15 protein-coding genes are annotated in these 13945 nt (G+C 31.3%); 2 read left to right on the top strand and 13 right to left on the bottom strand.

Translation table 11 applies throughout. From position 1 onward, the window contains the following. Positions 1–6 precede the first annotated feature (6 nt). The gene (locus tag LQ688_RS01680; protein ID WP_016998583.1) at positions 7–1341 is read right to left on the bottom strand and encodes a DEAD/DEAH box helicase; all 1335 of its coding nucleotides are present in this window, start codon (positions 1339–1341) and stop codon (positions 7–9) included. Between the two features lie 147 nt (positions 1342–1488). On the opposite strand from LQ688_RS01680, the gene LQ688_RS01675 reads away from it, so the two are divergent. Then, complete coding sequence (locus LQ688_RS01675) at positions 1489–2457, top strand: 4-hydroxy-3-methylbut-2-enyl diphosphate reductase (RefSeq protein ID WP_016998582.1); 969 nt, start codon at positions 1489–1491, stop codon at positions 2455–2457. A gap of 182 nt (positions 2458–2639) precedes the next feature. On the opposite strand, the gene LQ688_RS01670 is transcribed toward LQ688_RS01675, so the two are convergent. The 7 genes from LQ688_RS01670 to ccpN form a co-directional block, all read right to left on the bottom strand. After that, the gene (locus LQ688_RS01670) at positions 2640–3731 is read right to left on the bottom strand and encodes a Nif3-like dinuclear metal center hexameric protein (RefSeq protein ID WP_239752566.1); all 1092 of its coding nucleotides are present in this window, start codon (positions 3729–3731) and stop codon (positions 2640–2642) included. Next, the gene (locus tag LQ688_RS01665; protein WP_135020618.1) at positions 3731–4396 is read right to left on the bottom strand and encodes a tRNA (adenine(22)-N(1))-methyltransferase; all 666 of its coding nucleotides are present in this window, start codon (positions 4394–4396) and stop codon (positions 3731–3733) included. Before LQ688_RS01665 ends, LQ688_RS01670 begins: the two co-directional genes overlap by 1 nt. 54 nt (positions 4397–4450) lie before the next feature. Beyond that, positions 4451–4807 carry a c-type cytochrome gene (locus tag LQ688_RS01660; protein ID WP_064204527.1) on the bottom strand — a complete coding sequence of 119 codons (357 nt, stop codon included), beginning with the start codon at positions 4805–4807 and terminating at the stop codon, positions 4451–4453. Between the two features lie 100 nt (positions 4808–4907). After that, entirely contained in the window at positions 4908–6017 is a 1110-nt protein-coding gene (gene rpoD, locus LQ688_RS01655; protein ID WP_016998578.1) for an RNA polymerase sigma factor RpoD, read from the bottom strand. A gap of 26 nt (positions 6018–6043) precedes the next feature. Continuing rightward, the gene (dnaG, locus tag LQ688_RS01650) at positions 6044–7816 is read right to left on the bottom strand and encodes a DNA primase (RefSeq protein ID WP_016998577.1); all 1773 of its coding nucleotides are present in this window, start codon (positions 7814–7816) and stop codon (positions 6044–6046) included. Positions 7817–7827: 11 nt separating this feature from the next. Then, positions 7828–8643: a pyruvate, water dikinase regulatory protein gene (locus LQ688_RS01645; RefSeq protein ID WP_016998576.1), complete on the bottom strand. Its 816-nt coding sequence runs from the start codon at positions 8641–8643 to the stop codon at positions 7828–7830. Positions 8644–8657: 14 nt separating this feature from the next. Further along, positions 8658–9293 (bottom strand): transcriptional regulator CcpN, encoded by a 636-nt coding sequence (gene ccpN / locus LQ688_RS01640; protein WP_016998575.1) that lies wholly within the window; start codon positions 9291–9293, stop codon positions 8658–8660. A gap of 296 nt (positions 9294–9589) precedes the next feature. Here ccpN and LQ688_RS01635 point away from each other — a divergent pair, with 296 nt between their 5' ends. Next, positions 9590–10978, top strand: a complete 1389-nt coding sequence (locus LQ688_RS01635) for a glycine--tRNA ligase (protein ID WP_239752565.1) — start codon at positions 9590–9592, stop codon at positions 10976–10978. Positions 10979–11040: 62 nt separating this feature from the next. On the opposite strand, the gene recO is transcribed toward LQ688_RS01635, so the two are convergent. From recO to ybeY, 5 genes are read right to left on the bottom strand one after another with little or no spacing between them, the layout of a single operon-like run. Beyond that, on the bottom strand, positions 11041–11793 hold the full coding sequence (recO, locus tag LQ688_RS01630; RefSeq protein ID WP_239752564.1) for a DNA repair protein RecO: 753 nt from the start codon (positions 11791–11793) through the stop codon (positions 11041–11043). A 22-nt stretch (positions 11794–11815) separates the two neighbouring features. Next, a complete protein-coding gene (gene era / locus LQ688_RS01625; protein WP_016998572.1) occupies positions 11816–12715 on the bottom strand; it encodes a GTPase Era in 900 nt (299 codons plus the stop codon). Further along, on the bottom strand, positions 12716–13120 hold the full coding sequence (cdd, locus tag LQ688_RS01620) for a cytidine deaminase (RefSeq protein WP_064204523.1): 405 nt from the start codon (positions 13118–13120) through the stop codon (positions 12716–12718). Between the two features lie 13 nt (positions 13121–13133). Further along, positions 13134–13490 carry a diacylglycerol kinase family protein gene (locus LQ688_RS01615; RefSeq protein ID WP_070045622.1) on the bottom strand — a complete coding sequence of 119 codons (357 nt, stop codon included), beginning with the start codon at positions 13488–13490 and terminating at the stop codon, positions 13134–13136. Continuing rightward, complete coding sequence (gene ybeY, locus LQ688_RS01610) at positions 13483–13944, bottom strand: rRNA maturation RNase YbeY (protein WP_064204521.1); 462 nt, start codon at positions 13942–13944, stop codon at positions 13483–13485. The genes LQ688_RS01615 and ybeY overlap by 8 nt, the downstream gene beginning before the upstream one ends. Position 13945 lies beyond the last annotated feature (1 nt).

Below are 13945 nucleotides of genomic sequence, written 5' to 3'. Positions count from 1 at the left end.
TGACACCTATCCTTTTCTACTTTGCTTTTTTGTACGTTTAGAATGTGCTTTTTTCTCTTTGAATTTCAGCTCATCTAATTCTTTCTTGAATTTCTTTTTATATCCTGGTTTTACTTTATTTTTGTTGTTACGTTTAATTCTTTGTTTTAAACTTTGTTCTATATTATCTTCTTTTTTAACACGTCTTGTACGTTTTTGACGATCTTTAATCTCGACAAATTCACCATTTTTTATATCAACGTGATTAAATTTATAGTTTTTCTTTTCGATTTGCGTAATTAAATCATCTTCATCAGGCGTATATAAAGTAATAGCAATACCTTTATAGTCTCCACGACCTGTACGACCAACTCTATGTGTAAAGAAGTCAATTTCTTTTGGCAAGTCATAGTTAATAACATGGCTTACACCTTCAATATCGATACCTCTTGAAGCTAAGTCACTCGCAACAACAAATTCGAAGTCTAACTGCTTAACACGTTTCATTTGTTGTGTACGTTCTCTTGGTGATAATCCACCATGAATAACACCAACTTTATAACCATGTTCAGATAAATAAGCCACTAACTCATTTGCTCTATCACGACTATTAGCAAAAATAATTGCTAAGTATGGATTAATAACGTCCATTACTTTTAACATTTTCGCTTGTTTCTCTTCACCTTTAGTAGGTATTAAATAAAAATCTATATTATCTTTATTAGATGATTCTGTTTCTATTTCAACAAATTCAGGTTTATCTAAATATTTATTTAAAAATGGATGTAATGCTTTAGGTATAGTTGCACTAAACACAGAAATTTGAGCAGATTTATCAAGTCTGCTAGCAATGCTGTCTACTTTAGGCATAAATCCTAAATCAATCATTAAATCCGCTTCGTCAATTACTACTGATTTTGCTAAATGTAAATCTAATGCTTTTTCTACAGCCATATCATCAATTCTATTTGGAGTTCCTACCACAACTTGTGGCGTGTTCTTAGACTTATCTATATCTCTTGATTTATCTGTACCACCAATATATAAATTGACTTTTATACCTTTTTTATATTCCGCTAAATGAGATGCAGCGTCATACAATTGTTTAGCTAACTCTCTTGTTGGAGCTAATATAATAACTTGTGGCTCTTTTAAATCTACATCTATTTTATCAAATAGTGGTAATAAAAATGCATGAGATTTACCTGTACCAGTTTGTGATTGTCCTATTATATTTGAACCCTTTTTAATTTTTGGTATTACACGTCGTTGTACTTCTGTCGGCTGGTTAAATTTCAAATCTTTAACTGCCTCAACTAATTCATTTTCTAATTGAAAATGTTCAAACGGATGCTTAGACATAAGCGACCCTCCTCGTTTCTTTTTCACTTCATATATTATATAGTAAATGAAAGTAATATGATAGAGTTTAAGGTTATTTTGATACTTTAATTAGTTTCAATCATTCTTGACACTTGTTATAATGATTAAGAATAAGGGGGGCTTTGTATGGAAATCGTTAAAATAACGCCTAGAGGATATTGTTATGGTGTTGTAGATGCCATGGTTATTGCACGAAATGCTTCATTAGATAAAACGTTACCGCGTCCGATATATATTTTAGGTATGATTGTTCATAATAAACATGTGACTGAAGCTTTTGAATCTGATGGTATTATTACTTTAGATGGCCCAAACAGACTAGAAATTTTAGAACAAATCAACGATGGAACTGTTATATTTACTGCGCACGGCGTTTCTCCAGAAGTTAAACGTCGCGCCAAAGAAAAAGGGCTTGTATGTATTGATGCCACTTGTCCTGATGTAGAAAACACACACCAATTAATTAGAAATATGAAATCAAATGGCTATAACGTTGTTTATATAGGTAAAAAAGGCCATCCAGAACCAGAAGGTGCAGTAGGAGTAGCACCAGATATTGTACATTTAGTTGAAACAATTGATGATATTAATGCTTTACCCGAGTCTTTAAAAGATAAAAAATTAATCGTAACTAATCAAACTACAATGTCTCAGTGGGATGTTAAACACCTTATGGACGAATTAAAAGAACAATATCCAAATATCGAAATACACGAAGAAATCTGCTTAGCGACTCAAGTTAGACAAGAAGCTGTTGCTAACCAAGCAAACCAAGCTGATTTATTAATTGTTGTTGGCGACCCAAAAAGTAACAACTCTAATAGATTAGCACAAGTCTCTAAAGAAATTGCACATACAAATGCCTATAGAATTTCAGATATAAGCGAACTAAAAATTGAGTGGTTGCAAGGTGTAAGTACCGTTGCAGTAACAGCAGGTGCTTCCACTCCTACACCAATTGTTAAAGAAGTAATTGATTATATTAAAAATTATGACCCAACAAATATTGACGTTGAAAAACTTAAAAGTAATGTGCCAGTTGAAAAAATATTACCAAAAATTAAAAAACCAAAGCCTGTAGAAATTATGAAGTAATAATGATTAAATATTATAAGTTGCAGTGAAAGATTTCAAATCGGTGGAGTTTTTCACTGCTTTTTTATAGGGTAAGTATTAAATAGATAAGTTTTATTGGATTAATTAAATAAAAAAAGTCTGCGACACAAACAAATGTCCCAGACTAATTGATTAAACCTATTAATTGTACTTATAGTTTATTACATATATTCGTAAGGATCAGTATTAATATTTGATGATACAACGTTTATTTCACCATTAGTCCAATCTTCTAGTAATGATTTTAATCCGTCTTTCATGACATATTCACTATAGTGATTGGCATCTAATACGTTTATACCATCCATTATTGAATCTAAAGCTTCATGATGTTTCACATCGCCTGTAATAAATAAATCAGCCTGTTTATTTTTAGCGATATGAGCATAACCAATACCTGCTCCACCTACTATAGCAATTCTCTTAATAGTAGCTTTTTTATCACCTATAAAACGAACTGCTGGTATATCTAACTGTGTTTTATAATGTCCAACAAAATCCTCTACAGAAAGTTCTTGTGGTAATTCTCCTATAACACCTAAACCTACTGAAGAAGCTTTCTCCATTTTAATAAAATCAAAAACAGGTTCCTCATAAGGATGATATTCGTATAATAATCGTGTTGCTAAAGCTTTATCTTTCCCATCAATCATTAACTCTAATTTCGTTTCATAAACTATTTCTGTTTTATTAGATGTACCTATATGGGGATTAGCATTTTCACTTGGCTTGAATTGGCCTTTACCTTGTGATTGGAAAAATACATTACTATATTCTTCTGTTTGAGCTAATTGATGATTATCAAATGCCTTTTTCATTTCTTCTACGTTTTCATCTGGTATAAATATTTGCAGTTTATAATATGTTTCATTTTGCTTATTTAAAATTTCCATATTAGTAAGTCCTATTTTCTGACCTATCATATAACTTACACCTTTATCATACACATCTAAATTTGTATGAAGAGCAATTAATTGTATGTCATTTTGGATTAATTTTCTTATAATCGGTCCATAACTATCATTTGTAATGTTTTGAACACCTTTAAAAATTAAAGGATGATGTGCGATAATCGTATTGATATTTTGTTCAATTGCTTCATCTACTACTTCATTCGTGCAATCGAGAGCTGTTAGTATACCATTCACTTCATTTTCTTGGTTACCAATCAACAAACCTACATTATCCCATGATTCACTACTTGATAATGGTACATGCTTATCTATTACTTGTAATAAGTCTTTAATAATCATCATAGCACCTCTTTAATCTGTTTTATTTGCGCCTGTATTTCATTATAACGAGTTTGGTCTTTATGATTTTTTAGTTGATTACTAATATTCTCTAAAGATTCAATTTCTTTTTCCCATTTTTCATAAAATAATTCATCTTTTTCTATCATCAATTTAGGACCAAACTTTAATTCATTCTCACTTAATTGCATTTTCCCTTTTTTAGCAACAATAATCTCGTATATATGCTTTTTATCTTTAATCAATTGCTCTGCTTCAATGTTGTATCCTAACTTTTGCAATACTTGTCTAATTGGTAACGCATGTATATTAGCTTGTAATATTAAATCAGGGTAATGTGTCAATTTTTCTTTACCTTCATCTAATATTTGAGCAATTAAAGGTCCACCCATACCACATATTGTAATAACATCTACCGTATCATTTACAACTTCTAATCCATCGCCTAACTTTATCTCAATAGACTTCGAAAGTCCGTGTAACTCGGTGTTTTTTTGAGCTGATAGAAATGGCCCTTTAACAACTTCCCCTGCGATAGCTTCTTTTACTAAATTATTTTGAATGGCGTAAATAGGCAAATAAGCATGGTCTGATCCTATATCTGCTAATTTATTATGATTTAAGTACTCACTAACTTTTGTTAAACGTTTATTTATTTGGATCATGACATTTTCCTTTCATTAAAAAAATCTTTTGCCAAGGCAAAAGATTTTTTATTATTATTTAGCATCTTCTTTTAAATATTTGACAAGTGTGTCTAAATCTTTGTCTGAAATAGTCGCTTCGTCATGCGCAGGCATTGAACCTTTACCATCACGGATGATTTTTTTCATTTCACCAGCGTCTTTAGAACTACCAGCTAATTTAGGACCCATTCCACCTTCAAGATTTTGTCCATGACAACTTGTACAATTATCTTTTGCAAATGTTGCAGCGTCAAACTTCTCAGTTTTTTCACCGCCACCTTTGCCTTCTTTTTCTTCATCCTTGTTAGCACCATGTGCTGACATGAAGAATATTAATCCCACACCGAGTAATAAAATCAGAATAAACGGGAAAACAGGATTACGATTCATTCATACAACCTCCCTTTTATTAAACCTTCATACAATTATATTTTATATTAAAACAACGCATTGTCAAAGGCTTTTTGGGATTAATATTAACTTTTACAAATTAGTCCATAAAATCTTTCAAGCGTTTACTTCTTGATGGGTGTCTTAATTTGCGTAAAGCTTTTGCTTCGATTTGTCTAATACGTTCTCTTGTTACACCAAATACTTTTCCTACTTCTTCTAAAGTACGTGTACGACCGTCATCAAGACCAAAACGTAATCTTAATACATTTTCTTCTCTATCCGTTAATGTGTCTAAAACATCCTCTAATTGCTCTTTTAATAATTCATAAGCAGCGTGGTCAGAAGGACTTTGTGCATCTTGATCTTCTATAAAGTCACCTAAATGACTGTCATCTTCTTCACCAATAGGCGTTTCAAGTGACACTGGTTCTTGAGCAATTTTTAAGATTTCGCGTACTTTTTCTGGTGGTAAATCCATTTCTTCACCAATTTCTTCTGGTGATGGATCTCTACCTAAATCTTGTAATAATTGTCTTTGAACACGAATTAATTTATTAATCGTTTCTACCATGTGTACAGGAATACGTATAGTACGTGCTTGGTCAGCTATAGCTCTAGTGATAGCTTGACGAATCCACCATGTAGCATAAGTTGAGAACTTGAATCCTTTGTTAAAGTCGAATTTTTCTACAGCTTTAATAAGCCCCATGTTACCTTCTTGAATAAGGTCTAGGAATAACATACCTCTACCAACGTAACGTTTAGCTATACTTACTACAAGTCTTAAGTTCGCTTCAGCTAAACGAGACTTCGCTACTTCATCGCCTTTTTCTATTCTTTTAGCTAATTCAATTTCTTCTTGTGCTGTTAATAGATTTACACGTCCTATTTCTTTTAAGTACATTCTTACTGGGTCATTTATTTTTACACCTGGAGGAGCACTTAAGTCATTTAAACTTAATTTATCATCAGTATCAGTAGAATCTTTTTCGTTAATAAGGTTGATTTCATTTTCGTTGATCAAATCAAAGAAATCATCCATTTGATCTGAATCCATTTCATAATTTTGCAATTTATCAGCAATTTCTTCATGACTTAAATGTCCAGCTTTTTTACCTTGTTCAATTAATTGATGCTTAACTTGTTCAATTGTTAAAACTGCTTCATTGTTAGCGCTATTGATTTTATTTAATTCTTTGTCAGACATGAATAGGCCTCCCGGTTATTTAACTCTTACATTCTATTCCGATTATATTGTACAATTTGTTCCAAATACTGTCTTTGCAACGCCATATCACCTGATTGCATTGCTTTATTTAATTGTTCATTTAAATATTCGATTGTATTTTCTTTAATTTCTTCAGGACTGATTATATTAATATAGTCTTCAATTTCTTCACTTTCTGGATCGTCATTAATAAGCAATGAATCGAGGTACATAACGGTTTCCATAATATTATGATCTTCAATGTAACTCGAAAAATCACTAATATTAAAGACATCGTTATTCTTATAATACCCATTTAAACGTGAAAAAATCACTCTATTATTCAATGAAGTAAAATCTTCTTGATTAATCCTAGAATGATATTCTAAAAATAACTGTTTTTGATTCATAAAATGTTTTATTAATGCTTGTTCAGCTCTACCGACTTTATCTAGTTTTTTTTCCTTGAAATCCGGAACATATTGGTCGTAATCGATAGTATTTTGAACTATATTAGGCGAGAGTTGATTTTTTAGACTGTTAACATCTACTTTATACAAATCAGCAACTTGTTGCAATACTTTTTTTCTTAAAAAGTCTGAGCGAATAAGATTTATATCATTAATTAATTCTTCTAAGTGTTGCTCGTGTTTTAAATCGTTGTTTTCATTAGCATAATATAATTGTTGTGCTTTAAATCCAACAAATGATTGTTTTTGGCTATCTACAAACGATTTAAACGCTTCGTTTCCGTACTCTGTAATATAATCATCAGGGTCCATTTTTTTAGGTAAATGAACTACATAAACATTTATGCCTTCATTTAATAATATTTTACCTACATTTAAAGCCGCTTCATTCCCTGCGAAATCTCCATCATACAGCAAAGTTACATTAGATGCCAGTTTTTTGACCATAATAATATGTTCTTTTGATAAAGCTGTTCCCATTGTTGCTACAACTTGCTTTATATCCGCTTGATCTGCTTTAATAACATCCATAAAGCCTTCTAATAATATCACTTCATCGTTTTGTCTAATAAACTTTCTTGCTCGATCGATATTATAAAGCATTTTTCTCTTTTGAAATATAGGAGTTTCTGGGCTGTTTAAGTATTTAGGTGTCTGATCTGTATATGTACGCCCTGAGAAACCAACTGTTTTACCTTGAAAGTTTAATAACGGGAATATTATTCTATCTCTAAATCTGTCGAAATAATCAAAAGTTTCATCATTTCTACTTAATAACCCTGCCTCAAACGCTAATACTGCATCATATCCATTTTTTTCAAGAAAATCATGAGTAAATTTAGAATGGTTAGGTGAATAACCAATTTTTCTATCATTAATTAATTCATCTGTAAATCCTCTAGATTTTAAATATGCTAAAGCTTCTTCGCCTTCTTCAGTATGTTTCAAAATATAATGAAAGTTATTTGCCATTAGTTCGTGCATTTCAATCATTTTTATATGATCGTCTACTATTGCCTCAGAAGAACTCGGTTCATTACTTTCAACATGAATATCTACTCTACTTCCAAGTTCTTTTACTGCTTCAACAAATGGAATATCCTTAATTTCTTGAATAAATTGAAAGACGTTACCACCTTTTTTACAACCAAAACAATGACATATTTGTTTATCTTCAGAAACAGAAAAGGACGGTGTTTTTTCATCATGGAAAGGGCAAAGTCCAATATAATTACGACCTCTTTTTTCTAACTTTACATATTCACTTACAACATCTAATATGTCATTTTTTTCCCGAATTTCGTTTATTGTTTCTTGTTCAATTCTCATTATTTCACCCTTTAGCGGTTTTGTTGAGTAATGATTTTTATAATATCATTAGCTGTTTCTTCTATTGCTTTATCTGACACATCAAGTACAGGACAGCCAATTTTATCAACTACTTCTTCAAAATAGTGTAACTCTTCTTCAATACGGTCATCTTTCGCATAATTTGCATCATCACTTAAACCTAATTGTATTAATCTCGCTCTTCTAATGGCATTTAAATTTTTTTGATTAATTTTAAGCGCTATACATTTTTTTGGATCAATATCAAATAATCCTTCTGGAGGTGCTACTTCCGGAACTAATGGAACGTTCATCACTTTATATCTTTTGTGAGCTAAGTATTGCGATAAAGGGGTTTTAGAAGTTCTAGATACGCCTATTAGTACAATATCTGCTTTAGGTAATCCTCGTGGGTCTCTTCCGTCATCATATTTAACAGCAAATTCAATAGCTTCTATCTTCTTAAAATAATCTTCATCTAATTTATGAATATTGCCTGGTTCATTAAGAGACTTTTCATTTAACTCATTGCTCAGTATTGTCATTAATGGCCCCATAATATCTACGTTTTCTATGTTATGTTCTTCTAGTTGTTCCTTTAAGTAATTTCTCATATCAGGTTTAACCAATGTATATACAACGATTGATTTTTGTTCTAAAGCGAGTGATACTACTTCATTAATATTATTTTCATTTTCGATGTAAGGCAATCTAACAATATCCAATGCATTACCTTCTGTTTTAAATTGTGAAGTACATGCTTTAGTTACAAGTTCAGCTGTTTCTCCTACTGAATCAGATGCAATGATTATTCTAATTTCTTCCATTTGAAATATTCCTCCTACTCGTCTTCGATAAGTGAAACAAAAGCCCTAGTTATAGTAGTTTTTGTTATTCTACCTTTAACCTTCAATTTATTATCTTTTACTTTTTTCACTACTGGTAATGCATCGATTTGCTTATCAATTAATAATTTAGCAGCATAGATTAATAAATCTTCTTCTAAACAAACCGTAATGTTTGGCATGCGGCTCATATTTATACTTACTGGTGTCTCTTTTAAGCTTTGACCACCAATTGCTGCTCTTAAAAGGTCTTTTCTTGAACATACACCTATTAAATAACCTTCTTTATCGATAACAAACAATGTTCCTACATCTTCTAAAAACATTTTACAAATTGCTTCATATACTGAAACACTTTCTTCTATAACAACTGGTATAGCCATAGATTCTTTAATTGTTATTTTTTTGATAGAATCACTTAATAATTGTGTACTAGATTTCCCTGTATAAAAATACCCTACCCTCGGTCTGGCATCTAAATATCCAGCCATTGTTAAAATAGCGAGATCCGGTCGTAAAGTTGCTCGCGTTAAGCTTAATCGTTGAGCAATTTTTTCTCCTGTTATCGGGCCATTATTTTTCACAATTTGAACGATTTGCTCTTGTCTTTGATTTAATTCGATTTCTCTCACCCCTTCAAACACAACTCAGTTATATTGATTATAACATGACTGATAAAATATACTCAATTTGAATACTTGTTTTTACTTGATTAGTACCAGATTGCGTGCTATATTTTAATTAACTTTGAAATTAAAAGCGAGTTAAGGACGGTGAAAGCTTAACAATAAAGTTTTGGCTTACAAATATATATATAAAGTGAGTGGCTACACTAATTTGGGTGGAACCGCGGGTAATATACTCGTCCCAAGGCATTGATACTTGATGTCTTGGGGCTTTTTTAATTAAATGAGGAGTGAATTTTTTTATGGCAAAAGATATGGATAAGATAGTTACGTTAGCGAAACACAGAGGTTTTGTATTCCCAGGAAGTGAAATTTATGGTGGTTTAGCTAACACATGGGATTACGGTCCTCTAGGTGTAGAATTAAAGAATAATATCAAAAAAGCTTGGTGGCAAAAATTTATTCAGCAATCTCCGTATAACGTTGGTTTAGATGCTGCAATTTTAATGAATCCAAAAGCTTGGGAAGCATCAGGACATTTATCAAACTTTAACGACCCAATGATTGATAACAAAGATTCAAAAATTCGTTATAGAGCAGATAAACTAATTGAAGATTACATGCAAAATGTTGAAGGCGATGAGAACTTTATTGCTGATGGCATGAGCTTTGATGAAATGAAACAGTTAATTGAAGACAAAGGTATCACTTGTCCAGAAAGTGGAACAGCTAACTGGACTGACATTAGACAATTCAATTTAATGTTTAAAACTTTCCAAGGTGTAACAGAATCATCTACAAACGAAATTTTCTTACGTCCTGAAACTGCACAAGGTATTTTTGTTAACTACAAAAATGTTCAGCGTTCAATGCGTAAAAAATTACCATTCGGTATTGGACAAGTTGGTAAATCATTTAGAAATGAAATAACACCAGGTAACTTTATTTTCAGAACAAGAGAATTTGAACAAATGGAACTAGAATTCTTCTGTAAACCAGGTACTGAAATTGAATGGCAAAATTACTGGAAAGATTTCGCAGCAAATTGGTTAACAGATTTAGGTATTAAAAAAGAAAATACTAAAATGCGTGATCATGATGAAGATGAATTAAGTCACTATTCAAATGCTACAACTGATATTGAATATAAATTCCCGTTTGGTTGGGGAGAACTATGGGGTATCGCTTCAAGAACAGACTATGATTTAAAACAACATAGTGAATTCAGTGGTGAAGACTTCAATTATCACGATCAAGAAACAAATGAAAAATACATCCCTTATTGTATTGAACCATCACTTGGTGCAGACCGTGTAACATTAGCATTTTTATGTGATGCTTATGAAGAAGAAAACAAAGGTGAAAAAGAGCAACGTACAGTAATGCATTTCCACCCCGCTCTAGCACCATATAAAGCAGCAATTTTACCATTAAGTAAAAAGCTATCACCTGACGCTATTAAAGTTTATGAAAAATTAAGTGCAAACTTCGCAATCGACTTTGACGAATCACAATCTATTGGTAAACGTTACCGTCGACAAGACGAAATTGGTACACCTTACTGTATTACTTTCGACTTCGACTCATTAGAAGATAATCAAGTAACAGTACGTGACCGTGATACAATGGAACAAATTCGTATGCCAATTGATGAAGTTGAAAACTTCTTAGCGGAAAAAATTAAATTTTAATTTTTAATTTAGAAAACATACACCCCTTAAATGAGCGTTTAAATCTCATTTAAGGGGTGTTTTTATATTTTTAAATTTTCAAGTTGCTTTATTAACTTTTTGGTTTTAAAAATAACGCCTATATATTCATCGTACATATTATCGATAAGGTTTTGTATTTCTTTTTTTATATCATCATTGATTTTAAAACTATTTAAATTCTGTATTGGTAATTGATACATTAAATTCATAAGATACAATGCTCTATTTGAAATCCTAAATGCATGTTCATCATGAATTAATGCCTGATTACTTAAGGGACCATTATATATAAAGCTGTAAGCATTAAGTTGTTGTTGATCCATATCACCTGTTACAACACATGCATTAAACCTTGGTTCATAACCATATTTAGGCATACATTTTAAAGCGACAATCATACTCATTGTGTCAGCGTCGACACCCTTCTCTACCGCTTGAAAAATACCTAGCAATAATTCATAGAAAAATGCATCATGCTCTTCAGCTTCAAGTGCTTTATCTATTACTTCTATGCAATAAGCACCATAAGCGCTTTTAAATATATCACTTTGCATCATTCTATGACTATTAATAATGTCAGCAGAAGTTAAAGTGCCCATTCCTTTAAATTTAGAAAAAATAAACAAGCCATGTACAAAGGGTTGAGTAGCACCTTGTAAATGATGACTTGTTTTTTTTGCACCTCTAGCCATAAGCGGAACTTTATGACCATGTTCATTTAAAATTGTAATGATTTTATTATTTTCACCGTAATCTACAGAGCGAATGACAAAACCTTCTTGTTTATAAAGCACTTTATCATCGCCTCCATTCTCATTAATACTCGTCTTCGCGATAACCCATTTGCTTAATAAAGTTAGGTTTATTACGCCAATCTTTTTGTACTTTAACCCATAAATCTAAATAAACTTTAGAACCTAACAACATTTCAATGTCTCTACGTGCCCGTTTACCTATTTCTTTAAGCATTTTTCCCCCTTTACCGATGATAATACCTTTTTGTGAATCACGTTCTACATAAATTGTTGCTTCTACATGAACTTTTTCATTTTCAGCTTTTGTCATTTTATCGACATTTACACCTACTGCATGTGGTATTTCTTGATTCGTCAAATGCAAAGCTTTTTCTCTGATTAATTCTGCTACAACAAATTGTTCAGGGTGATCAGAAATTTGGTCTTTTGGATAATACATTGGACCTTCTTCAAGATATTTTTTGAATTGAGCTAATAACGTTTCAATATTTAAGCCTTCTAAAGCTGATATTGGAACAATTTCTGCAAATTCCATAGTTTTTTGATATTTTTCAATTTCAACTAATAATTGGTCAGGGTGTATTAAATCAATTTTATTTAAAACTAAAAACACTGGTGTTTTAGTTTGTTTAAGTAACTCAATGATATATTCATCACCTTTACCTATGCTTTCATCAACATTTACCATAAACATGATTAAATCCACTTCTTTTAAAGTGTTTTTCGCTATTTTCATCATGTAATCTCCTAAAGCATGTTTAGGTTTATGAATACCTGGCGTATCAATAAATATCATTTGTGCATCATCCGTTGTTAATACACCTTGTACTTTATTTCTAGTAGTTTGTGCTTTATCTGACATAATCGCAACTTTATGACCTATAACTTTATTCATAAATGTTGATTTGCCGACATTAGGTCTACCTATAATAGATATAAAACCTGATTTAAATTCGCTCATTTATCCTAAATCCTTTCCTGAGAAACCGAGTGGTAATAATTCATTAACAGTCGTTTCAATTCTTTCTTCTGTTTGATTTGTTAAAAATACTGGCATATCATCGTCACATAGTTCTTTAAGTACTTGTCTACATGTTCCACATGGTGAAGAAGGTTCATCAGCATCAACTGTAATTGTAATACATTTGAAATCACCAGGTCTATAACCATCTGACATTGCCGCCACTAAAGCTGATCGTTCTGCACAAATAGTTGATGGATAGGCTGCGTTCTCAATATTTGCGCCATAGTATGTTTTCCCGTCTTTCGTTATTAAATAAGCACCTACATTAAATTTAGAGTAAGGTGTATACGCTCTTTTTTGTGCTTCTCTAGCACCTTCATACCATTCTTTTAAAAATTCCATATTTTCCATCCCCTTAAAAAATATTTAACAATTTAGGTAAAAATATTATTATCCCGATAATGATAGCCATAATAGATGCTAATAATACTGCTAAAGCAGCTGTATCTTTAGCGTGCTTTGCTAGTATATGAAAATCATCAGTGTACATGTCTACAATGTATTCTATTGATGTATTGAGCACTTCTGTTATTAAGACTATAAAAATGGCAATTAAAACAAATAACCATTCATACAGATTTAACTTAAAAACAAAACTCAAAACAATAACAATCAGTGCCATTAATAAATGAAATAAAAAATTATTATCTTTCTTTAGAATCGTAAAAAGTCCTACTACAGGAAATTTAAACCTATTAAAAAATTTATTCACGTGTAAGTCCAAACTCAGTTAAAATTTCATCTTGTCGTGAAAACATTTCTTTTTCTTCTGATTCTGTCATATGATCATAACCTAGTAAGTGTAAAAAGCCATGTAATGCTAAAAATCCTAATTCTCTACTTAAGCTATGATTATATGATTCTGCTTGCTCTTTAGCAACTTCTAAACAAATTATGATATCACCTAATATTCTAGGCATATCTAATCCTTCAATCTCTGGTTCATCTTCTTCTAGAGAAAATGAAATAACATCTGTTACTTTATCTTTATCTCTATAGTCTCTATTGATTGCTTGTATTTCGCTTTCATCGACAAATGAAATAGATAATTCTGCTTCTTCTTCAATTTTTTCCTTTTTAGCAGCAAATTTTAATAGTGATTCTATTTGTTCTTTCGTATCTTGATTAATGACGTTGTGATCATCAATAAAATCCATTGTTAACATG

The sequence above is a fragment of the Mammaliicoccus sp. J-M40 genome (assembly GCF_022386395.1).
Taxonomy (GTDB): Bacteria; Bacillota; Bacilli; order Staphylococcales; family Staphylococcaceae; genus Mammaliicoccus; species Mammaliicoccus lentus.
The sequence above is the reverse complement of the archived record's forward strand: the minus strand, read 5'-3'. Positions and strand labels throughout refer to the sequence as shown.